Origin of the sequence: Bradyrhizobium sp. CCBAU 11357, assembly GCF_028128865.1 — a bacterium.
Lineage (GTDB): Bacteria > Pseudomonadota > Alphaproteobacteria > Rhizobiales > Xanthobacteraceae > Bradyrhizobium.
Genome location: NZ_LBJW01000095.1, coordinates 84,054 through 106,049 on the forward strand (window position 1 = coordinate 84,054; position 21,996 = coordinate 106,049).

General features: G+C 65.3%; 23 protein-coding genes and 1 riboswitch. Of the genes, 15 read left to right on the forward strand and 8 right to left on the reverse strand.

Features of this window, described 5'->3' with window-relative positions; translation table 11 throughout:
* Nucleotides 1-108: 108 nt before the first annotated feature.
* Genes pstC through phoB form a run of 5 tightly spaced genes read left to right on the forward strand, consistent with a single transcriptional unit; the run spans nt 109 to nt 4,216 of the window.
* Nucleotides 109-1,098: a phosphate ABC transporter permease subunit PstC gene (pstC, locus tag XI05_RS14550; protein ID WP_271502676.1), complete on the forward strand. Its 990-nt coding sequence runs from the start codon at nt 109-111 to the stop codon at nt 1,096-1,098.
* Between the two features lie 4 nt (nt 1,099-1,102).
* A complete protein-coding gene (gene pstA / locus XI05_RS14555; RefSeq protein ID WP_271502600.1) occupies nt 1,103-1,948 on the forward strand; it encodes a phosphate ABC transporter permease PstA in 846 nt (281 codons plus the stop codon).
* Complete coding sequence (pstB, locus tag XI05_RS14560) at nt 1,945-2,766, forward strand: phosphate ABC transporter ATP-binding protein PstB (RefSeq protein WP_212256062.1); 822 nt, start codon at nt 1,945-1,947, stop codon at nt 2,764-2,766. Before pstA ends, pstB begins: the two co-directional genes overlap by 4 nt.
* Nucleotides 2,767-2,777: 11 nt before the next feature.
* On the forward strand, nt 2,778-3,494 hold the full coding sequence (gene phoU, locus XI05_RS14565; protein WP_025033425.1) for a phosphate signaling complex protein PhoU: 717 nt from the start codon (nt 2,778-2,780) through the stop codon (nt 3,492-3,494).
* A 14-nt stretch (nt 3,495-3,508) separates the two neighbouring features.
* A complete protein-coding gene (phoB, locus tag XI05_RS14570) occupies nt 3,509-4,216 on the forward strand; it encodes a phosphate regulon transcriptional regulator PhoB (protein WP_008143479.1) in 708 nt (235 codons plus the stop codon).
* A gap of 262 nt (nt 4,217-4,478) precedes the next feature.
* Here the strand turns inward: phoB and XI05_RS14575 are convergent, their stop codons facing one another.
* Complete coding sequence (locus XI05_RS14575) at nt 4,479-4,991, reverse strand: GcrA family cell cycle regulator (protein WP_025033426.1); 513 nt, start codon at nt 4,989-4,991, stop codon at nt 4,479-4,481.
* 459 nt (nt 4,992-5,450) lie between these two features.
* On the opposite strand from XI05_RS14575, the gene XI05_RS14580 reads away from it, so the two are divergent.
* The 3 genes from XI05_RS14580 to XI05_RS14590 all read left to right on the forward strand — a co-directional run bounded on the left by XI05_RS14580 (nt 5,451) and on the right by XI05_RS14590 (nt 8,777).
* The gene (locus XI05_RS14580; protein ID WP_212256064.1) at nt 5,451-6,659 is read left to right on the forward strand and encodes an aspartate aminotransferase family protein; all 1,209 of its coding nucleotides are present in this window, start codon (nt 5,451-5,453) and stop codon (nt 6,657-6,659) included.
* Nucleotides 6,659-7,594, forward strand: coding sequence for an ornithine carbamoyltransferase (argF, locus tag XI05_RS14585; RefSeq protein ID WP_271502602.1), 936 nt, complete (start codon nt 6,659-6,661; stop codon nt 7,592-7,594). The genes XI05_RS14580 and argF overlap by 1 nt, the downstream gene beginning before the upstream one ends.
* Nucleotides 7,595-7,769: 175 nt before the next feature.
* Nucleotides 7,770-8,777: an Hsp33 family molecular chaperone gene (locus XI05_RS14590; RefSeq protein WP_271502604.1), complete on the forward strand. Its 1,008-nt coding sequence runs from the start codon at nt 7,770-7,772 to the stop codon at nt 8,775-8,777.
* Between the two features lie 170 nt (nt 8,778-8,947).
* Here XI05_RS14590 and apaG read toward each other — a convergent pair whose 3' ends face one another.
* Nucleotides 8,948-9,340, reverse strand: a complete 393-nt coding sequence (gene apaG / locus XI05_RS14595; RefSeq protein ID WP_024337101.1) for a Co2+/Mg2+ efflux protein ApaG — start codon at nt 9,338-9,340, stop codon at nt 8,948-8,950.
* A 195-nt stretch (nt 9,341-9,535) separates the two neighbouring features.
* Between apaG and XI05_RS14600 the strand changes: the two genes are divergently transcribed.
* The 3 genes from XI05_RS14600 to XI05_RS14610 are packed head-to-tail and all read left to right on the forward strand — an operon-like array spanning nt 9,536 to nt 12,543.
* Nucleotides 9,536-10,777, forward strand: coding sequence for an OpgC domain-containing protein (locus tag XI05_RS14600; RefSeq protein ID WP_271502606.1), 1,242 nt, complete (start codon nt 9,536-9,538; stop codon nt 10,775-10,777).
* On the forward strand, nt 10,777-11,547 hold the full coding sequence (locus XI05_RS14605; protein ID WP_271502608.1) for an SGNH/GDSL hydrolase family protein: 771 nt from the start codon (nt 10,777-10,779) through the stop codon (nt 11,545-11,547). Before XI05_RS14600 ends, XI05_RS14605 begins: the two co-directional genes overlap by 1 nt.
* A 12-nt stretch (nt 11,548-11,559) precedes the next feature.
* On the forward strand, nt 11,560-12,543 hold the full coding sequence (locus tag XI05_RS14610) for an SGNH/GDSL hydrolase family protein (protein WP_271502610.1): 984 nt from the start codon (nt 11,560-11,562) through the stop codon (nt 12,541-12,543).
* A gap of 111 nt (nt 12,544-12,654) precedes the next feature.
* Here the strand turns inward: XI05_RS14610 and XI05_RS14615 are convergent, their stop codons facing one another.
* Nucleotides 12,655-13,842 carry an O-succinylhomoserine sulfhydrylase gene (locus XI05_RS14615; RefSeq protein ID WP_271502612.1) on the reverse strand — a complete coding sequence of 396 codons (1,188 nt, stop codon included), beginning with the start codon at nt 13,840-13,842 and terminating at the stop codon, nt 12,655-12,657.
* 76 nt (nt 13,843-13,918) lie between these two features.
* A riboswitch (SAM riboswitch) is annotated at nt 13,919-13,998 on the reverse strand.
* 80 nt (nt 13,999-14,078) lie between these two features.
* Here XI05_RS14615 and XI05_RS14620 point away from each other — a divergent pair.
* The 4 genes from XI05_RS14620 to XI05_RS14635 all read left to right on the forward strand — a co-directional run bounded on the left by XI05_RS14620 (nt 14,079) and on the right by XI05_RS14635 (nt 18,820).
* Nucleotides 14,079-15,215 carry a 2'-deoxycytidine 5'-triphosphate deaminase gene (locus XI05_RS14620; RefSeq protein ID WP_442869273.1) on the forward strand — a complete coding sequence of 379 codons (1,137 nt, stop codon included), beginning with the start codon at nt 14,079-14,081 and terminating at the stop codon, nt 15,213-15,215.
* 232 nt (nt 15,216-15,447) lie between these two features.
* Nucleotides 15,448-15,861, forward strand: coding sequence for a PAS domain-containing protein (locus XI05_RS14625; RefSeq protein WP_271502616.1), 414 nt, complete (start codon nt 15,448-15,450; stop codon nt 15,859-15,861).
* 105 nt (nt 15,862-15,966) lie between these two features.
* Complete coding sequence (locus XI05_RS14630) at nt 15,967-17,019, forward strand: hypothetical protein (protein WP_271502618.1); 1,053 nt, start codon at nt 15,967-15,969, stop codon at nt 17,017-17,019.
* A gap of 358 nt (nt 17,020-17,377) precedes the next feature.
* Nucleotides 17,378-18,820: an MATE family efflux transporter gene (locus XI05_RS14635; protein ID WP_271502620.1), complete on the forward strand. Its 1,443-nt coding sequence runs from the start codon at nt 17,378-17,380 to the stop codon at nt 18,818-18,820.
* Between the two features lie 97 nt (nt 18,821-18,917).
* On the opposite strand, the gene XI05_RS14640 is transcribed toward XI05_RS14635, so the two are convergent.
* From XI05_RS14640 to XI05_RS14660, 5 genes are all read right to left on the reverse strand, one after another.
* Nucleotides 18,918-19,391 carry a hypothetical protein gene (locus XI05_RS14640; protein WP_271502621.1) on the reverse strand — a complete coding sequence of 158 codons (474 nt, stop codon included), beginning with the start codon at nt 19,389-19,391 and terminating at the stop codon, nt 18,918-18,920.
* 113 nt (nt 19,392-19,504) lie between these two features.
* Complete coding sequence (locus XI05_RS14645; RefSeq protein ID WP_271502622.1) at nt 19,505-19,906, reverse strand: SRPBCC family protein; 402 nt, start codon at nt 19,904-19,906, stop codon at nt 19,505-19,507.
* Between the two features lie 145 nt (nt 19,907-20,051).
* Nucleotides 20,052-20,411 (reverse strand): VOC family protein, encoded by a 360-nt coding sequence (locus tag XI05_RS14650; RefSeq protein WP_271502623.1) that lies wholly within the window; start codon nt 20,409-20,411, stop codon nt 20,052-20,054.
* A 58-nt stretch (nt 20,412-20,469) separates the two neighbouring features.
* Complete coding sequence (locus XI05_RS14655) at nt 20,470-21,309, reverse strand: helix-turn-helix domain-containing protein (protein WP_271502624.1); 840 nt, start codon at nt 21,307-21,309, stop codon at nt 20,470-20,472.
* A gap of 10 nt (nt 21,310-21,319) precedes the next feature.
* Nucleotides 21,320-21,898 (reverse strand): methylated-DNA--[protein]-cysteine S-methyltransferase, encoded by a 579-nt coding sequence (locus XI05_RS14660; protein WP_271502625.1) that lies wholly within the window; start codon nt 21,896-21,898, stop codon nt 21,320-21,322.
* Nucleotides 21,899-21,996: the final 98 nt, after the last annotated feature.

Below are 21,996 nucleotides of genomic sequence, written 5' to 3' on the forward strand. Positions count from 1 at the left end.
GCCCCGGATGCGGCGCACCGCTTCGCGCTGCACCGCATCCGGGGCACGGGACCGCCGCCAACAACAAGCGTATATGAATAACGGGTACAGGGGATCGGCGTGGCTGAGATGGCTGTCGAGAGCAATGTGATTGATGCTGCCGGTCCATATGATCGCGCCAAGGCCTTGAGCGCGTTCAAGCTCGGCGACGTCACCTTCTACTGGATCACGCGGTTGTCCGCGATTTCGGTGCTGCTGATCCTCGGCGGCATCATCATCTCGCTGATCGTCGGTGCGTTCCCGGCGATGAAGGAATACGGCATCTCCTTCCTGTGGACGCAGCGCTGGGCGCCCTCGGCCGATCCGCCAGTGCTCGGCGCGCTCGGGCCGATGTACGGCACGCTCGTCACCTCCTTCATCGCGATGCTGATCGCCATTCCCGTCGGTCTCGGCATTGCGATCTTCCTGACCGAGCTCTGCCCGCAATGGCTGCGCCGCCCGATCGGCATGGCTGTCGAGCTGCTCGCCGGCATCCCCTCGATCATCTACGGCATGTGGGGTTTCTTCGTGCTGGGCCCGTTCCTGGCCAACACCTTCCAGCCCTTCATGATCAAGATTTTTGATGGCGTTCCCGTGCTGGGCGCGATCTTCGCAGGTCCGCCGTCCTATCTCAGCCTGTTCAACGCCGCGCTGATCCTCGCCATCATGGTGCTGCCTTTCATCACCTCGATCTCGGTCGACGTGTTCAAGACGGTGCCCCCGGTGCTGAAGGAAGCCGCCTACGGCGTCGGCTGCACCACCTGGGAAGTCGTCCGCAGCGTCGTCATCCCCTACACCCGCGTCGGCATCATCGGCGGCGTCATGCTGGCGCTTGGCCGCGCGCTCGGCGAGACCATGGCGGTGACCTTCATCATCGGCAACTCGTTCCGGATCTCCTCGTCGATCTTCGCGCCGGGCACCACGATCTCGGCGGCGATCGCATCCGAGTTCGCCGAGAGCGACGGCCTGCACCAGTCCGGCCTTATCCTTCTCGGTCTGCTCCTGTTCGTGTTGACGTTCTTTGTGCTCGCGGCTGCGCGGCTGATGCTGATGCGCCTGGAAACCAAGGCCGGGAAGTAAAGCCATGAACCCGATCTATGCACGTCGCCGCCGCGGAGACATCATCATCCGCGGGCTCTGCATCGCCGCTGCCGCCTTCGGCGTCACCTGGCTCGCGCTGATCCTGATCACGCTGCTCTACAACGGCCTGGCCGGGCTCAACCTCCAGGTCTTCATCGCTGACACGCCGCCGCCCGGATCGACCGAGGGCGGCCTGCGCAACGCCATCGTCGGCTCGCTGATCATGACCGCGATCGGTGTCGGCATAGGTGCGCCGCTCGGCCTGTTCGCCGGCACCTATCTCGCCGAGTACGGCCGCAACGACAAGCTGACCTCGGTGATCCGGTTCATCAACGACATCCTCTTGTCGGCGCCCTCGATCATCATCGGCCTGTTCATCTATGGCGCCGTGGTGGTGCCGATGCGCGGCTTCTCGGCCATCGCCGGTGCGCTGGCGCTCGCCGTGATCGTGATCCCGGTCGTGGTGCGAACCACCGAAGACATGCTGCTGCTGGTGCCGAACCCGCTGCGTGAAGCCGCCTCTGCGCTCGGCCTGCCGCGCTCGCTGGTGATCAAGCGCATCGCCTACCGCGCCGCGCGCTCCGGCCTGATCACCGGCGTGCTGCTCGCCACCGCCCGCGTCGCGGGCGAGACCGCACCGCTGTTGTTCACGGCGCTGTCGAACCAGTTCTTCAGCCTCGGCCTGAACAAGACGATGGCGAACCTACCCGTCACCATCAACAACTTCGTGCAGAGCCCCTACGAATATTGGAAGCAGCTCGCCTGGAGCGGTGCGCTGCTCATCACCCTGACCGTGCTTGCCCTGAACATTGGCGCGCGCATCATCGGCGCTGAGAGGACTGCAAAATGAGTGAAATGTCTGTTTCCGTCAGCGCGCCGACCGTTCATCCCGGCTCGCAGCCGCTGCCCGAGGCGCCCGCCAAGGTCACCGCGCGCAACCTGAATTTCTACTACGGTGAGCACCACGCGCTGAAGAACATCAATCTGGCGCTCGGCACCAATCGCGTCACGGCGTTCATCGGCCCGTCGGGCTGTGGCAAGTCGACCCTGCTGCGCATCTTCAACCGGATGTACGATCTCTATCCGGGCCAGCGCGCCACCGGTCAGCTGCTGCTCGACCACACCAACATCCTCGACCCCAAGCTCGACCTCAATCTGCTGCGCGCCCGGGTCGGCATGGTGTTCCAGAAGCCGACGCCGTTCCCGATGACGATCTACGAGAACATCGCCTTCGGCATTCGTCTGTACGAGAAGATCTCGAAGTCCGAGATGGACGGCCGCGTCGAGAAGGCGCTGCGCGGCGGCGCGCTGTGGAACGAGGTCAAGGACAAGCTCAATGCCTCCGGCCTGTCGCTCTCCGGCGGCCAGCAGCAGCGCCTCTGCATCGCCCGCACCGTCGCGGTGCGGCCCGAGGTGATCCTGTTCGACGAGCCCTGCTCGGCGCTCGACCCGATCTCGACCGCCAAGGTCGAGGAGCTGATCCAGGAATTGTCCGAGAACTACACGATCGCGATCGTCACCCACAACATGCAGCAGGCGGCGCGCGTCTCCGACAAGACCGCCTTCATGTATCTCGGCGAGCTGATCGAGTTCGACGACACCAGCAAGATCTTCACGTCGCCGAGCGATCGGCGCACGCAGGATTACATCACCGGCCGGTTCGGCTGAGGAGACGGAACATGGGTTCTGAACACACCGTAAAGGCCTTCGACAGCGACCTTCAGGAGCTCACCCGCTTGGTCGCCGAGATGGGCGGCATCGCCGAGCGCATGATCGTCGATTCCGTCGACGCGCTGATCCGCCGCGACGTGGCACTCGGCCAGCGCGTCGTCACCACCGACGCCGATCTCGACGCGCTGCAGAAGCGCATCGAGGAGCGCGCCGTGCTCACCATCGCCCGTCGCCAGCCGATGGCCGTCGACCTGCGCGAGATCGTCGGCGCCATGCGCGTTGCGACCGATCTCGAGCGCATCGGAGATCTCGCCAAGAACATGGGCAAGCGCGTCGCGGCGCTGGAGACGGATTTCCATCCGCTCAAGCTGTTCCGCGGCCTGGAGCACATGACCGACCTCGTGCAGCAGCAGGTCAAGAGCGTGCTCGACGCCTATGCCGCGCACGACCTGCCGGCGGCGATGGCGGTGTGGAAGGGCGACGAGGAAGTCGACGCCATCTGCACCTCGCTGTTCCGCGAGCTCCTCACCTATATGATGGAGGATCCGCGCAACATCTCGTTCTGCATCCACCTGATGTTCTGTGCCAAGAACATCGAGCGGATCGGCGACCACGCCACCAACATCGCCGAGACCGTGTTCTACATGATCGAGGGCCAGGCGATCACCGACAAGCGGCCGAAGGGCGACATGACGACCTTCGCCACGACGGTGCCGAATACCTAAGGAGCGACGACAACATGGGCGCACGCATTATGGTGGTAGAGGACGAGGAAGCTCTCACCGAGCTTCTCCGCTACAACCTCGAAGGCGACGGCTATGACGTCGAGACGGTGATGCGCGGCGACGACGCCGACACCCGCCTCAAGGAGCACATTCCCGATCTGATCGTGCTCGACTGGATGCTGCCGGGCCTGTCGGGCATCGAGCTGTGCCGGCGGCTTCGGACCCGTCCCGAGACCAAGCAGCTGCCGATCATCATGCTCACCGCGCGCGGCGAGGAGAGCGAGCGGGTACGGGGCCTCGCAACCGGCGCCGACGATTACATCGTCAAGCCATTCTCGGTGCCGGAGCTGCTTGCGCGCGTGAAGGGCTTGCTCAGGCGCGCCAGCCCCGAGCGGCTCGCCACCGTGCTCGCCTATGGCGACATCGAGCTCGATCGCGACAAGCGCCGCGTGGCGCGCTCGGGTCGGCCGATCGATCTCGGCCCGACCGAATATCGTCTGCTGGAGTTCTTCCTGGAGCATCCCGGCCGCGTGTTCTCGCGCGAGCAGCTGCTCGATAGCGTCTGGGGCCGCGACATCTATATCGATGAGCGCACCGTCGACGTCCATATCGGCCGCCTGCGCAAGCTGCTCAATCTCGGCCGCGAGCAGGACCCGATCCGCACCGTCCGCGGCGCCGGCTACGCGCTGGATGATCGCTTCGCGAAGGCCGAGCAGACGTAAGATTTGCGAGCTGTCGGTGTGGTGAGCTGCGGCTACACCCTCAACCGTCATCCCGGGGCGCGCGCAGCGCGAGCCCGGGATCCATAACCACAGGACGTGGTTTGGCGGGGACTCGCAATAACCATCTCGCGCAATCACCGCGCCCTGTGGTTATGGTCCCCGCCCCCCGTGCGCAATCGCGCACTAGGCGGGGATGACACCGAATAATTGGAGCCGTCATCGCGTGACGGCTGCCGTCCTGGCAATCAATGAAATCGCAAGCTCAGCGCGTGCTCGGCTTCGCCGGTGCCCGACGGCGGTCCGCTGCGGGCTGATAGGCCACGCGCGAATGCTGGGCGCAATAGGGCAGGCCCGAGAGCGCCTTGCCGCCGCAGAAGAAGAAATCCGGGCTCGAGGGATCGCCGACCGGCCAGTGGCAGGTCGCCTCGTTCAATTCCAGCAGCGACAGCCGCTGGCTCATCGGCACCACGTTGTCGTAGGTCACCGGCTCGGCTTCCACCTCGACCTCGAAGGCCTGCGCCAGCGCGGTGTTGCCGCGCGCAACGGGTCGCGTCACCCGCATCATGTGCTGCGCAGGCCGTGCCTTGCGCGGCCGCGGCGCTGCCGATGAAGGGCTCTTGGCGCGGCCGGACAGGCCGAGCCGGTGCACCTTGCCGATCACGGCATTGCGGGTCACATTGCCGAGCTCCGCCGCGATCTGGCTGGCCGAAAGTCCGGCCTCCCAGAGCTTCTTCAGCTGCTCGACGCGATCATCGGACCAGGTCAAAACCGTCATTGCACCCTTTCCCTCGCTGCGCGCCTGCCATCCTGGGGGCTTCGCCGCGAATGCCTAAAGCCTTGAAAACCCGTGCCGCCAGAATCCCTTAAGGCTCGCCGGGCGCGCTCAAGACGCCCGAACGTTTACGCCGGTACATGAGGACTTTTGGGATCAGAACTACTGCACGAGATGTCGTATCTGACAATCCAAACGCTACAATATGGCGTGACTCCCGCGCAAGAGTCCGCCGACTCGCTTCCACATGTTCCGTGGTGAAAAACCCGCAAAATCGGCACCGCAAGACTACGGAATCAGCGTTTCGCGAGGCTTTCCGGGCGGCATTGACACCCGTCTTGCCAAGCATAAGATAGTGCCACGTGCCGCCCTTAAAAGGCGGCACGTTTCGTTTTCCGGGGCCGGTCAATGGTGCGTTGCGCAATGCGTGCCTCACACCGTCCGCAACATTCAAGTGACGTCATGACTAACAGCGCCGCGCCGCATTTGCTCCCCGTTTTCGCCAGGGCCGACCTCGGTTTCGAGCGCGGCGAAGGCTGCTGGCTGATCGCGACCAATGGCGATCGCTATCTCGATTTCACCTCGGGCGTGGCGGTGAATGCGCTCGGCCACGTTCATCCCGCGCTGGTCAAGGCGTTGCAGGAGCAGGCGACGAAGCTCTGGCACATGTCGAACCTGTTCCAGAGCCCCGATGGCGAGAAGCTCGCAAGCCGCCTCTGCAATGAGAGCTTCGCGGACTTCGTGTTCTTCTGCAATTCCGGCGCCGAGGCGCTGGAAGGTGTGGTCAAGCTCGTCCGCCACCATCACTTTTCCAAGGGCCATCCGGAGCGTTATCGCATCATCACCTTCGAAGGCGCCTTCCACGGCCGCACGCTGGCGACGCTCGCCGCCACCGGGTCCGCGAAATATCTCGAGGGCTTCGGTCCGCCGATGGACGGCTTCGATCAGGTGCCGCACGGCGACCTCGACGCCGTGAAGAAGGCGATCGGCCCGCACACCGCCGGCATTCTCATCGAGCCGATCCAGGGAGAGGGTGGCGTTCGTGCCGCACCTCCGGCCTTCCTGAAGGCGCTGCGCGAGCTCTGCAACGAGCGCGGACTGTTGCTCGCCTTCGACGAGGTGCAGACCGGCATGGGCCGCACCGGCGAGCTCTTTGCCTACAAGCGCACCGGCGTCACACCGGACGTGATGTCGCTCGCCAAGGCGCTCGGCGGCGGCTTCCCGATCGGCGCGGTGCTGGCGACCGCCGATGCGGCCGCCGGCATGGGGCCCGGCTCGCACGGCTCCACCTTCGGCGGCAATCCGCTCGCGATCTCGGCTGCCAACGCCGTGCTCGACGTGATGCTCAAGCCCGGCTTCTTCGACCACGTGCAGAAGATGTCGCTGCTGCTCAAGCAGAAGCTCGCCTCCGTGATCGATCGTCACCCCGATGTCGTCAGCGAGGTGCGGGGCGAGGGCCTCCTGATCGGCATCAAGGCCGTGGTGCCCTCGGGCGATCTCGTCGCGGCGCTGCGCGCCGAAAAGCTGCTCACCGTCGGGGCCGGCGACAATGTCGTGCGCTTCCTGCCGCCCTTGATCGTCACCGAAGCGGAGATCGAGGACAGCGTCGGCCGGCTCGAACGCGCCTGCACGGCGATCTCCTCCAGTCAGACCAAGCGGGCGGCAAGCTGATGAGCACGACGCCCAACAAAGCTCCAAAGCACTTCCTGGACATCAACGAGCTGCCGCTGTCGGAGCTCAAGAGCATGCTCGCCGCCTCTTCCGCCATGAAGGCGAAGCAGAAGGCGCAGCAGCCGGTCAGGCCGCTCGAAGGCAAGACGCTGGCGATGATCTTCGAGCGTCCCTCGACGCGAACCCGCGTCTCGTTCGACGTCGGCATGCGTCAGCTCGGCGGCGAGGCGATCATGCTCACCGGCGCCGAGATGCAGCTCGGCCGCGGCGAGACCATCGCCGACACCGCGCGGGTGCTGTCGCGCTATGTCGACGCCATCATGATCCGCATCCTCAATCACGATGCGCTGCTGGAGCTTGCGGCCAACGCCACGGTGCCCGTCATCAACGGCCTGACGCGGCGTTCGCATCCCTGCCAGGTGATGGCCGACCTCATGACCTATGAGGAGCATCGCGGCCCGATCGAGGGCAAGACGGTGGCCTGGACCGGCGACGACAACAACGTGCTGGCGTCCTGGGCCCATGCCGCCGAGCGCTTCAAATTCCAGCTCAATGTCGCAACGCCGCCGGAGCTCGCACCGAAAAAGGCCATGCGCGACTGGATCAAGGCGACGGGCGCGCCGATCGTTGTCGGTACCGATCCCGAGGCCGCGGTGCGCGGCGCCGATTGCGTCGTCACCGACACCTGGGTGTCGATGGGCGACAAGGAGGGCGAGCACCGTCACAACGTGCTCAAGCCCTACCAGGTCAATGCCAAGCTGATGTCGCTGGCCAAGGCGGATGCATTGTTCATGCACTGCCTGCCGGCCCATCGCGGCGAGGAGGTCACGGATGAAGTGATCGACGGCCCGCAATCGGTCGTGTTCGACGAGGCCGAAAACCGCCTGCATGCACAGAAGGGCATCTTGGCCTGGTGCTTCGACGCGGTGAAGTAGCCTTTCTGTAGCCCCCGGATGGAGCGGCAGCGAAAACCGGGGTTCTCAGCGTGCGGAACGATCTCCCCGGATTACGCTGCGCGCTCCATCCGGGCTGCGCAGCCCGTCGTTCTGAGGACGACGGAATGCGGCCGTTCCCCTTCCATTTCCGCCCATCGACCCCAGATAATGCGCCATGGTTTTCCAATCTCCTGACATGAATACCGGGCCTGAAGGCCCGGTTCGCGCGCCATCATCGGTTCCGGTCGATGACGCCGTGCTGCCTTACGAGGTCGACGCGCTCGACGTCCGCGGGCGTCTGGTGCGGCTTGGCCCTGCGCTCGACGACATCCTCACCAAGCACGATTATCCCGCGCCGGTCGGCAAGCTGCTCGGCGAGGCCATCGTGCTGACCACGCTGCTCGGCTCGGCGTTGAAATTCGAGGGCCGCTTCATTCTTCAGGCCCAGACCGATGGCCCGGTGTCGTTCCTGGTGGTCGACTACAAGGCCCCGGACCGTCTGCGCGCCTATGCGCGGTTTGATGCCTCGCGCCTGGGCACGGCAAAAGATTCCGGCACGCTGCTCGGTCGCGGCCATCTCGCCATGACCATCGACCAGGGCCCCGACATGAGCCGCTACCAGGGCCTGGTTGCGCTCGATGGCGGCAGCCTGGAAGATGCTGCTCATGAATATTTTCTGCGCTCCGAGCAGATCCCGACGCGCGTGCGCCTCGCGGTCGGCGAGGAGTGGCGCTCGAGCGACGGCGGCAAGCATCGCTGGCGCGCCGGCGGCATGCTGATGCAGTTTCTGCCGAAGGCGCCGGAGCGCGCGCGGCAGGCGGACTTGCATCCCGGCGATGCCCCTGACGGCGCCCAGGTCCACAGCGTCACCGAGGACGATGCCTGGGTCGAGGCGCGCTCGCTGATCGAAACCGTCGAAGACGTCGAGCTGATCGATCCCGAGCTCTCCGGCGAGCGGCTGCTCTACCGCCTCTTCCACGAGCGCGGTGTGCGCGTGTTCAATCCGCAGGTGCTCGAGGCGCGGTGCTCCTGCTCGCGCGATGCGGTCGCCGCGATGCTCAAGAGCTTCTCGCCCGACGACCGCGCCGCCATGGTCAAGGACGACAAGGTCGTCGTCACCTGCGAGTTCTGCTCATCGGTGTACCAGTTCACGCCGCACGAGGCAGGCGCGGAGGACGCGTAAGCCTATCCTCCGTCATTGCGAGCGAAGCGAAGCAATCCAGAGTCTTTGCGCGGTGGCAGTCTGGATTGCTTCGCTGCGCTCGCAATGACGAGGTTGGGTGCACGATGACCGGATTGGTGGGCACGACGCTTTGCGTCTTTGCCCACCCTACGGCACCCGAAGTCCACCCCCTAGTTCAACACCCGCTTGTTGTCCGGGCTGTCGAGCGAAAACGTGGGCACGTCGATCTCGAAGCGCTCGCCGGTTTCGCTGACCATCTGATAGCGGCCGGTCATGAAGCCGGAGGCGGTCGAGAGCGGCACGCCGGAGGTGTATTCGAAGCGCTCGCCGGGGGCGAGGATCGGCTGCTCGCCGACCACGCCCTCGCCCTTCACCTCCTGCTGGCGGCCGGAGGCATCGGTGATGATCCAGTGCCGCGTCTTGAGCTGCACGGTCTCCTCGCCCGAATTGGTGATGACGATGGTGTAGGACCAGAAGTAGCGCGAGCGGTCGGCCGACGATTGCTCCGGAACAAAGTTCGGCTCGACGGTCACTTCGATCTGGCGGGTCACGGCGCGGTACATGACTGCCATCATAGCGAAATCCGCCCCGGGAACCAAACCCCGCGGGCGGCTTTGGCGACATCGTCCCGCCAGAATTGGAGGAAAAGCACACCAGCGAGGGAGACACCCTTATGTGATCCGGGCGCTTTGCGAGACGACAGCCGGACCATTACACTGCTTCAACGTCGCGATTTGCGGAACGGTTTCCAGGCCCCGATGACCATTGCCGACCGAGTGACGGGATCGACCATCGCAGGAACTGCGGCGGCCAAGCCGCGCGCCCGTGCGCCGGCCATCACGCTGCCCGCCATCGGCGAGCGCGAGCTCCGGCTCGATCTGTTCCGCGGACTCGCGCTATGGCTGATCTTCATCGACCATCTGCCGCCGAGTCTGCTGACCTGGTTCACGATCCGCAATTACGGCCTCAGCGACGCCACCGAGATCTTCATCTTCATCTCCGGCTACACCGCTGCCTTCGTCTATGGCCGGGCCATGCTGGAGAGCGGCGTTCTCATCGCCACCGCGCGCATCCTGCGCCGGGTCTGGCAGATCTACGTCGCCCACGTCTTCCTGTTCACGATCTTTCTCGCCGAGATCTCCTATGTGGCGACCAGGTTCGAGAACCCGCTCTACACCGAAGAGATGGGCATCATGGACTTCCTCAAGCAGCCCGACGTCACCATCGTGCAGGCGCTGCTGCTGCGCTTCCGTCCCGTCAACATGGACGTGCTGCCGCTCTACATCGTGCTGATGCTGGCCCTGCCTCTGATCCTGTGGTCGATGAAATGGCGGCCGGACGTCACGCTCGGGCTTTCGGTCGTGCTCTACGCGGTGACCTGGGAGTACGATCTCTATCTCTCGGCTTATCCGAACGGCTTCTGGGCCTTCAATCCTTTCGCCTGGCAATTGCTGTTCGTGTTCGGTGCATGGTGCGCGCTCGGAGGTGCGCGTCGCATGTCGCGCATCCTGGCCTCGCCCGTGACGATGTGGATCTCGATCGCCTATCTCGTCGCGGCGTTCTACGTGACGCTGACCTGGTACGTGCCGCAGCTGTCCCAGTTCATGCCGAAGCGGATCGAGCAGTGGATGTATCCGATCGACAAGACCGACCTCGACGTGCTGCGCTTCACGCATTTCCTGGCGCTGGCCGCGCTCACCGTGCGCTTCCTGCCCCGGGATTGGCCGGGCTTGAAATCGCGCTGGCTGCGACCATTGATTCTATGTGGCCAGCATTCGCTCGAGATCTTCTGCCTCGGCGTCTTCCTGGCCTTTGCCGGCCATTTCGTCCTCGCCGAAGTCTCCGGCGGGCCGGCCATGCATGCGTTGATTAGCCTCTCCGGAATCCTGATCATGTGGGGGGTTGCCTGGGTCATTTCGTGGTACAAGCGTGTGGCTGACAAGAGCGGTGCGAAAACCAAAAACGCCGTCGGCAACGCCGATCTGGCGGGAGGGGGCTGATGAAGGCGAAGGTTCTCCTGAGCCTGATCCTGCTATGCGGTGGCCTCGCCGCGCCCACGGCGCGCGCGGGCGACGCCGCGTCCCCTGTGCCTGCGGCCTGCGAATTGCCGTCCTATCTGCTGACCAGCGAAAGCCAGCTGCCCAAGGTCGCCGAGGCGGTCAAGGCCGGCAAGCCGCTCGATATCCTGGTCATCGGCAGCCGCTCGACCACGATTCCCTCCTCGGAGGGCAGCTCCTATCCGGCGCGCATGGAGGCGATCCTCAAGGAGAAGCTGCCGCCGTCCGAGGTGGTGCACGTCTCCGTAGAAATACAGAGCAAGAAAACGGCAGAGGAGACCGCGTCCAGCTTCGTTAAGCTGATGGAAGCAAAGACGCCTACTTTGGTCATCTGGCAGACCGGGACCGTGGATGCTATCCGATCCATCGATCCCGACGAATTTCGTGGCGCGGTGACCGACGGGGTTGTTGCGCTGCAAAAGGCAGGGGCTGACGTCGTCTTGATGAATTTGCAATACAGCCCGCGCACCGAGACCATGATCTCGGCGCAGCCTTTTCTCGACAACATGCGCGTCGTTGCGCAGGAGCACGACATCCCGCTGTTCGATCGTTTCGCGATCATGCGGCAGTGGAATGAGCAGGGCCAGTTCGACCTGTTCAGCCCGTCCCGCGGGCCTGAGCTGGCGAAGCAGGTCCATGATTGCCTGGGCCGGGCGTTGGCACAGTTCGTGATTGACGCTGCGCACCTGGAGCCGGCCCAGCAGCAAAATTGAGGTCTAGCGTTAATGAGTTCTCTCCGCCCTTTTTGCCTGACGTCATGGCTGGCCGTGCCCGCAGCAGCGGCGCTGTTGTGGCTGACGCCCGCCTCGCATGCGCAGACGCCCGCGCAACCTGCCCCCGCACCCGCCCAGTCACCTGATCCCGCGCCCGCTGCGCCGTCCCAGACCACCGTCGCCGCGAGGTCGTCCGAGCCGCGCGGCGTCACCTCGCGCGCCATCGACAAGGTGAAGGAGGTCGCGAAGTCCGCCGCCGACATCTTCAGCCGCGTGCCTTGCCTGCCGCCGAAGGGCGGCTCCAAGGCGATGGGCTCCCTGCCGCATGTCGCGAGCAAGCTCGTCGCCGGCCAGCCCGTCGTCATCGTCGCGTTCGGCTCCTCGTCGACCGCGGGCTTCGGCGCGAGCTCGCCGGAGTTCAACTACCCCAATCGCCTCGCCGCGCAGCTGCGGCGTCACTATCCGACCGCCGACATCACGGTCGTCAATGCCGGTGTCGGCGGCGAGGATGCGCCCGAGATGATGAAGCGCCTGCAGACGCAGGTGATCGACGTGCATCCGGATCTCGTGATCTGGCAGGTCGGCACCAACGCCGTGCTGCGCAACCTCGATCCCAGTGACACCGCCAAGCTGGTCGAGGACGGCATCAGCCGCATTCAGGCCGCCGGCGGCACCGACATCGTGCTGGTCGATCCGCAATATTCGCCGGCCGTCAACCAGCGCAAGGAGAGCGCCGGCAAGATGATCAAGCTGCTCGGCAACGTCGCCGAGCTGCGCAAGGTCGGCATCTTCCCCCGCTTCGAGGTGATGCGCGACTGGCACGAGAACCAGTCGATCCCCGTCGAGAGCTTCGTCATCGCCGACGGCCTGCACATGAACGATTGGGGCTATGCCTGCTTCGCCCAGCTGCTCGGCGACGACATCATCCGCTCCGTCGGCCAGATCAAGCTCGGGGTGAACGTGCCCGCTGATGTGAGAACGTATCGGCCGATGTGAGAGGTTATCGCCGTAGGGTGGGCAAAGGCGCGCAGCGCCGTGCCCACCATCTCGTCATTGTAGTCGAGAAACGTGGGCACGCTTCGCTTTGCCCACCCTACGAAGCTTCCCTCACGCCTTCTCCAGCGCCGCGGTGAGATCCTCGATCAGGTCATCCGCGTGCTCCAGCCCCGCCGAGAAGCGAATGAAACCCTCGCTGATGCCGAGCGCGGCGCGGTCTTCCGGCTTCAGGCGCTGATGCGTCGTGGTCGCCGGATGCGTGACGAGGCTCTTGGCGTCGCCGAGATTGTTCGAGATCTTGGCAAGCTTCAATTCGTTGAGCACGCGGAACGCCGCCGCCTTGCCGCCCTTCACCTCGAAGCCGACCAGCGTCGAGCCGCCACGCATCTGCTTCTTCACCAGCGCCGCCTGCGGATGATCGGCGCGGCCGGGATAGACCAGCCGCGAGATCTTGGGATGGCTCGCCAGCACCTCGGCGATGCGCGCGGCCGTGTCGGTCTGCGCGCGCACGCGCACGCCCAGCGTCTCCAGACCCTTGAGCAGGACCCAGGCATTGAACGGCGAGATCGACGGGCCGGTCTGGCGCATGAAATTGTGGATGTGCTCGGCGATGAAGGCTTCCGAGGACAGGATGATGCCGCCGAGACAGCGGCCCTGGCCGTCGATGTGCTTGGTCGCGGAATAGACGACGACGTCGGCGCCGAGTGCGAGCGGGCTCTGCCAGATCGGCGTCGCAAACACGTTGTCGACGACGAGCCGCGCGCCACCCTTGTGCGCGATCTCGGCGATCGAGGGAATGTCGAGCACGTCGAGCGTCGGGTTGGTCGGGCTCTCCAGGAAGAACGTCTTGGTGTTGGGCCGGAGCGCGCGCTGCCACTGATCGAGATCGAGCCCGTCGACCAGCGTGGTCTCGATGCCGTAGCGCGGCAACAGGTCCTGGACGACGTAGAGGCACGAGCCGAACAGCGCGCGGGAGGCGACGACGTGATCGCCGGCCTTGAGCGGCGCCAGGATCGCGGTCGTCACCGCCGCCATGCCGGTCGCCGCCGAGCGCGCGGCCTCGGCGCCTTCGAGCTCGATCATGCGGCGCTCGAACATCGCAATCGTCGGGTTGGAATAGCGCGAATAGATGAAGCCGGGATCCTCGCCCTTGAACCGCGCCTCGCACTCCTCCGCGCTGGCGTAGACATAGCCTTGCGTCAGGAACAGCGCCTCCGACGTCTCGCCATATTGCGAGCGAAGGGTGCCGGAATGGACCAGGCGGGTTTCGGGGCGGTAAGTGGCAGACGACTTCGACATAGGACCCTCTCCGACATGACCGTCGAGGCGAAAACGGTCACAAAAAAACCGGCCTGGATATCTCCACGGGCCGGGATCACAGAGGTCCCCGGCCTGTTTAGCGACTTATTTAACGTGGCTGCAAGCCGGCCGGCTCAAATCACCACGGGATAAGTGATGCTCATATTCCGCAATGCCCTTTCCGTCAAGGCGTCCATCGGATAGCCGTAAAAGACTTGTATTTCCGGCATGTCCGGATGCGTTTGACCCCTGATGAGGACCCCCGGTTGACGTTCACGGTCGCCGCCGACGCCAATGGTATCCTGCCCGACCGCATGATCGCGGCGATGGCGGAAGAAGGTCTCATCCTGCCCGCCTACGACTTCGTCGAGAGCCAGATCCAGCCGGCGAGCCTCGATCTGCGCCTTGGCGACATCGCCTATCGCGTCCGTGCCAGCTTCCTCCCCGGTCCCGGTGCCACCGTCGCCGAGCGCATCGACGAGTTGAAGCTGCACGAGTTCAGCCTCGCCGATGGCGCGGTGCTCGAGACCAATTGCGTCTACATCGTGCCGCTGCTCGAAAGCCTCGCGTTGCCGCCGGAGATCGTCGCTGCCGCCAATCCGAAGAGCTCGACCGGCCGGCTCGACGTCTTCACCCGCGTGATCGCCGACGGCACCCGCCGCTTCGACATGATCGGCGCCGGCTATCACGGCCCGCTCTATGCCGAGATCAGTCCGAAGACGTTTCCGGTCTTGGTGCGCGAGGGTTCGCGTCTGAGCCAGGTGCGCTTCCGCACCGGCGATGCCATCCTCAATCCCGACGAGCTCGATGCACTGCATGCCGCCGAGCGTCTCGTCGACATCGACGATGCCGATCTCTCCGGCGGCGTTGCCGTCTCGGTCGATCTGTCGGGCGAGAAGGCGAGCGGCTTCGTCGGCTACCGCGCCAAGCGCCACACCGGCGTCGTCGACGTCGACCGCCGCGCCGGCTACGCGGTGGAGGATTTCTGGGAGCCGATCTCGGCGCGCCCCGACGGCAGCCTGATCCTCGACCCCGGTGAGTTCTATATCCTCGCCTCCAAGGAAGCGGTGCAGGTGCCGCCCGACTACGCCGCGGAGATGGTGCCGTTCGATCCCCTGGTCGGCGAATTCCGCGTGCACTATGCCGGCTTCTTCGATCCCGGCTTCGGCTATGCCGGCGCTGGAGGGCAGGGCGCCCGTGCGGTGCTCGAAGTGCGCTCGCGCGAGGTGCCGTTCATCCTCGAGCACGGCCAGATCGTCGGCCGCCTCGTCTACGAGAAGATGCTCGCCCGCCCCGACGCCATGTACGGCCAGCGCATCGGTTCCAACTACCAGGCGCAAGGCCTCAAACTATCGAAGCATTTTCGGGTGTGACCACACACTCTACTGTCATGCCCCGGCTTGCCGACTTCGCTGAAGCTTCGCCGGCCGAGCACCCTTCTGGCCCGGCGTAGCCTAGCGGAGCCGGGACCGGGGCATCCAGTACGCCGCGGTCTCCCGATTTGATCACTTCTGCCTCGGAGTACTGGATCGCCCGATCGAGTCGGGCGATGACACCGAATGTGTGTCAGCGAACTGAAATCCGGCTGCTTGCGATGGTGGCGACATGACAAACCCCTCCGATCTCGACGCACAGATCATCAACGACGCCGCGGACGCGCTGATCTATTCCGATCGCTCCGGCACGATCACGCGCTGGAATCGCGCGTCGACCGCGCTGTTCGGCTTCACCGCCGACGAAGCGCTCGGGCAGAATCTCGATCTGATCATTCCCGAACATCTGCGCGCCCCGCACTGGAAAGCCTTCGACGCCGCGCTCACGAGCGGCACCATGAAGCTTGCGGGCAGGCCGACGCTGACCCGCGCGCTGCACAAGAGCGGGCGCAAGCTCTACATCGAGATGACCTTCGCGCTGGTGCGGGACAGAGATGGTGCCGTGCAGGGATCGGTGGCGATGGCGCGCGACGTCACGGAGCGCGTCGAGCGCGAACGGGCGGCCAAGGCGGCGCAAAATTCGTGATGCGGAATTGACGGAACGCCGTACAGGGAGGCCTGCACGCGGGTCATGTTGCCTGTCACCGGCCGCGGTGACACACTCGATCAAAACCATGATCGGGGAGCGAACATGACCGCCGCACCAGACTTCGCGCAGGAATCGCAATGGAAGCGCTGGCGCGCAGTCGCTGATCTCTATCACGCCTATTTCACCGGCCTCATCCTCACCGTCGTCACGCGGCGCGGCACGGCGGATGCCGCCGAGTTCGTCTTCCGCGTGTTCCGTCGCCAGCAGCAGGAGCGCTTCCTGCCGGGGCTCAAAAAGCTCGGGATCGACCATCTGCCGCCGGCGGTCGCTGCTGCGCAATATCACTATCTCTCCAACTGGATCGGCGGCGTGCATGTCGAATACATGTATGAGAGCGACAGCAAGGCCTGGATCCGCTATCCGCCGCCACGCTGGATCTGGAAGGGCACCGCGATCTGCGGCGTGCCGGGCGAAGTCTCCCGCGCGATGCTGCGCGGCTGGCACGCCAACAACGGCGTTGCGCTCGGCGATCTCAGGCTCGGCTTCGTCTGCACCAAGCAGAGCGTCGACGGCCAGGACGGGCTCGAAGGCTATTATCATCAGTACGACCACCCGCTCGAGCTCGACCAGCGCCTGGTGTTCGCGCGGCACCTGGAAGCGCCGCTGTTCGATGCGAAGACGGCGCCCGCATTGCCGGTCGCGAGCTGGCCAAAACCGCGGCTGGAACAGGCCTATCGCAACTACGCAATGGAATATGTCCGCACCGCCGCGCCGGTGATGGTGCAGCTGTTCGGCCCGGAGGATGCCGGCTATCTGCTGCACCTCACCGGCAAGCTGATCGGCATGCAATATTTCGACGAGGTTGCCGCGGCGCTGGCGATGGGGCGCGGCGGCGCGCGAGAGTTCGCATCCTTCCTGAGCGCGCTGCTCGCCACGCAGGATGATGCGGCCGAGATGACACAATCGGAAGGCACGTTCGAGATTCGGCAGCAGAGCTGGAAGCTGATGGACGACGTCGCCGACACTCACCGCGCCTGCGCCAAGGTGCTGGAAGGATTGTTCGAGGGTCTCGCCGCAGGCTGCGGCCGGCATATCGGCGTGCAGATGCGCGCCGCTGCAGGCGGCCGTCCGCCGCTGGTGTGGACCATTGGTTAGGCGACGGCCGCAGCGGCTTCACCTCGCCCCGCTTGCGGGGAGAGGTCGGATTGCATCGAAGATGCAATCCGGGTGAGGGGGAGTCTCCGCGAGCCCAACTCTCACCGTCCTTGCGGATAGAGCCCCTCACCCCAACCCTCTCCCCGTAAGAACGGGGAGAGGGAGAAGAACGAATTCCACCGTTTGAAATGCGCTGCCGCAGGGCACGCCTGCATCAGGCGCAGGCGGAATCGGCGCCCGCCGTGCTAACAAGCCTCTGCCGCGCCTTTCGCGCGAACGAAGTCATTGGCACACACGAAGTCATTGGCACACCAAGGGATTGCCGCGCTGCAAACGGCGGCTGCGCCCGGGAGAGGACATGTCCGACATCGCCGAAATCCCGGTCGATGAGCAAGAGCGCCCGCTGCCGCCGCCTCCGCCGCCGATCAGAAGCGCGCTGACCGACGGGCCGATCCTGCGCACGCTGCTCTCGCTCGCCTGGCCGAACGTGATCGGCCTGTCGGCCGGCATCTGTGTCGTGATCGCCGAGACCTCCTATGTCGGCCGGCTCGGCGTCGAGGCCTTGGCGGCGATGGCGCTGGTGTTTCCGACGATCATTCTGACCATGACGATGTCCGGCGGCGCCATGGGCGGCGCGGTGGCGTCGGCCATCGCGCGTGCGCTCGGTGCCGGCAACCGCGAGCGCGCCGGTATCCTGGCCGTGCACGCGATGCTGATCGGCATCAGCTTCGGCCTCGTCTTCATGCTGGGCATGCTGGTCTTCGGGCCAAAACTGCTCGAGATGCTCGGCGGCCGCGGCGATGTGCTGACGCATGCGATCGCCTACACGCAGGTGTTCTTCGGCGGCGCCGTGCTGCCCTGGCTGCTCAACACCATGGCCGGCATCCTGCGCGGCACCGGCAACATGAAGCTGCCGTCGTTCCTGATCCTCAACTCCGCGGCCTGGCAGATCGTGCTCGGCGGCACGCTCGGCCTCGGGCTCGGGCCGGTGCCGCAACTCGGCATGCGCGGCGTCGCCGCCGGCGCGCTGATCGCCTACACCATGAATATCGGCATCATGAGCTGGTACCTGTTCTCCGGCCGCGCGCGGATCACACTGAAGCTGCGCGGCCTGCGCATCCAATGGGCGATGTTCTTCGACATCCTGAAGGTCGGCGCCATCGCCTGCTTCTCGCCGCTGCAATCAGTGCTGACGATTTCGATCTTCACCCACATGCTGGCGCAATTCGGCACCGCGATCCTCGCCGGCTACGGCGTCGGCGCGCGGCTGGAATTCCTGCTGACCTCGATCGCGTTCTCGTTCGGCATTGCCTGCGTGCCGATGGTCGGGATGGCGATCGGCGCCGGCCGCATCGCGCGCGCCCGGCGCATCGCCTGGACCGCCAGTGTTGCCGCTTTCGTGGCGGTCGGCGCGCCGGCATGCCTCGTGGCGATCTTTCCCGATCTCTGGGTCAACATGTTCACCGACAGCGTGGCGGTGCGCGCGGCGAGCCATCAATATCTCTCGACGGTCGGGCCGTTCTACGCTTTCTTCGGCCTTGCAACGACGATGTATTTCTCCTCGCAAGGCGCGGCCAAGGTGATCGGCCCGGTGCTGGCGCAGACGGCGCGGCTGATCTACATCGCAGGAATCGGCTGGTGGCTGTCGACGCACGGCGCCAGCGCGCAGAGCTTCTTCTGGCTCGCCGCGAGCTCGATGGTCGTGCTCGGCCTGCTGTCGTGCTCCAGCGTCGTGCTGACACGCTGGGGACCGCGCGAGGCGAAGCCCGCGATCAGGCCGGCGCTTTCGGCTGGCAATTAGAGCATGATCCGGAAAAGTGCGTAGCGGTTTTCCGAAAAGATCATGCTCAAACAATGAGCTAAAGCGCAATGACGATTCATCCTAATCGCATCGCGCTTTAGCGACGCTTGTGGCGGCGATGACCGCCGCCACCGGTATTGGCGAGCCGCATCAATTGCGGAATCATCGCCATCATGTCGCTGCCGCCGGAGCCGCCGAGTATGCCCATGATGTCGCCGCCGCCCATGTTGCCGATCCCGACCGGCATCGTGCCGCCGCCCATCGGCGTGTAGCCATAGTTCGGTGCACCGAATCCGCCGCCGAAACTGCCGCCACCCATCATGCCGCCGAGCCCGCCGCCGTTCTCCATCATGCGGCTCATCATCGGGCCCATGGTCTGCATCAGCATGGCGAAGCGGCGCTTGCCCATCTTCGCCTTCATCATCTCCAGCATCGGCGCCATCTGGGTCATCATGTCTTCGCCGCCGGCACCTCCGCCGCCGAGGAATTGTGCCCTTGCCGGCACGCTCGAGATCGAAAACAGCAGCAGCACCGCGGCTGCCTGACAGATCACCTTGTCCGCACCTCTCATGGCATGCTCCTCGCGTGCGTGGCGCCGCCGGGAGAGCAGAGCCGACCGGACGCACGCGGGCATGGTTACGGCCGGCGAGGATGCGCTTCTGTGAGAAAACTCACAGTGAAGGATCAGGCCGCCGCGGACGGAAACGCCTTGTGCATGGCGGTCACCGCCTCCTTGGTTTGCCCCTGAACGTAAGGCGCGAGCTCGTTCGGCAGCATGTCGATGATCCAGACGAGGCGACAGCTCGTCTCGCCCTCGGCAATGACCTGCACCGAGGCGCTGTAATGCTTCAGTCGCTCGTTGTTGATGGCATAGACGAGGCGCCGCCGCGCATCGTCGCAATCGACCAGCACTTCGCGCGCCACCGAGCCGTTGGCGAAGGTGACGATGCGCGTATCACCGTCGAGCGTGCAGGCGGTGACGAAGCCCGGCACGAGCCGCCGATGCAGCGCGCCGAAATCACGCACCGCGTCCCAGACGTCGCGCGCGGCGGCGGGGAGGGAGATGTCGTTGTGGATGGAGGCCATGATCTCTCCTATCAGGTGGAATTCGTAGGGTGGGCAAAGGCGCGCTCTTCGCGCGCCGTGCCCACCATTCATCGGCGTTGTCGCGAGGAGTTGGTGGGCACGCTACGCTTTGCCCACCCTACGAGATCTCGTTTGTAGCTAACGCTCACACGCAAACCGCCTCGACATTGTTGCCGTCGGGGTCGATCAGGAACGCCGCGTAATAGGTCGGGCTGTAATCCCTGCGCGGCCCCGCGCCGCCATTGTCGCGGCCGCCGCTTCGCAAGCCCTCGCTGTGAAACGCCTTGACCGCATCATGATCCCCGGCGCGGAAGGCGATGTGGACGCCGTCGGCCTTGCGGCCCCTGTTCAGGTGCAGCCACAGCGCCGGCTCGTCCTTCGGCCCGAAGCCGGCATAACCGTCGCCGCTCGAGCACAGGACGAAGCCGAGTGGCGCCAGCACCGCGGTGTAAAAGCGCGTGGCGGCGTCGAGGTCGGCAACGCGCAATCCGATGTGGTCGTACATGTTCGTCTCCATTGCGAAAAAGCGTGCCGCGAAGGGCACGCGCCGGAGACGACCCTAGTCAGTTGAGGGCAAGCTGCTCTTGGAGAATCTTGCGCTCCCCCTTCGACGCCTGGCGGAACTTGGTCGGCGACATTCCGGCGGCGCGATGGAACGTGCGGACGAAATTGGAGAGGTCGCCGAAGCCGACGTCATAGGCGATATCGGTGACGGCGATGTCGTCCTCGGTAAGCCTGCGCGCGGCGTGGCGCAGCCGCGAGCGCACCAGATATTGATGCGGGGTGACGCCGAGCACCGCCGAGAACAGCCGCAGGAAATGAAACGGGCTGAGGCCTGCCTGCTTGGCTGCCAGCTCGAGGTCGAGCTCGGCATGCGAGTTGTCGTCGATCCACAGCGCGGCCTCCACCGCGCGGCGGCGGTCGCGTGCGGTGGGGGTGGCCGGCTTGCGCGCCTTGCCCGAGACGGCATCGACAAAACGGCCGGCCAGGATCTGGCCGATCTCGTCGAGGCCGAGATCGCTGTTGCCATCTGCTGCCGTCTGAGCCAGCTCGCCCAGCACCATCAGCTCGGACAGCGGCGGCGTTGCGCCGATCTGCCAGATCTCGCGCCGCCCACCGAGGGCGTCGACCAAATCCGCGCTGAAGAAAAAGCCGAGGCAGACGTCGCCGGACACGTGCTCATGCGTGCAGGTGTATTCCTCGCCGGGGGCGCCGATCAGCATCGAGCCCGCCACCAGCTCGAAGAAGCCGGCGCGGCAATGACAGCCGAAGCTGCCGGAGCGGACATAGGCGATGGAATGGCCGGTGCGGCATTCCGCAAACGGCGCATCATCCGGTCCCGCATCGCAGCGAAACTCGGAAACACTTATCGATGGCGTCGTCAGCAGCGTATTGGCGTGCATGCCGCCTTATCTAGGTGGAGGGTCTCGGCGGGGCAACGGGCAGCAGCACTTCGAACAAGGTCTTGCTGGCGATGGGATGGGCGCCCTCCAGCGCCAGCAGCCGCCGCTTGGAGATCACGCCGCCATAGGGCGAGAGCCGGTCGGTGTAATTGCCGGCCTCCAGCACCCGGTGGCAGGGCACGATCAGCATGAAGGGATTCTTCGCAATCGCCTGCGCCACCGAATAGGCTGCGCCGGAGGCGCCGAGCGCCCGGGCCACCTCGTGATAGGTGCGCGTTTCCCCGCGCGGAATGCTGCAGGCGTACTCGTAGACGCGCCGGTTGAAGCCGGGCACGTCGCCGGCGTCCAGGCTGACCTCGGAAAAATCGGGATCGTGACCTTGCAGCAGGCCCTTGATGCCCTCGATCGCAAGCTCGGCGTTCTCGGACGGGCGCTGCTCCCGCGCCTCGGGATGGACCTGGAAAATCCGGCGGCGGGTGTCGATCTCCCGCGCCTCCGGCAATTGCACGGCGACCACGCCGGTGCCGCTCCAGATGATGCCGCAACGGCCGATGGCCGTGTCGAATATCGCGTAAGCCTGCCCCACCATGCACACGCCCCACTCAGTGCACGTTTCTCCCGGAGAAGCGATCATAACACCGCCACAATCCGGCGCACCTGGAATCTTATCAGGACGTTAACAGCCGT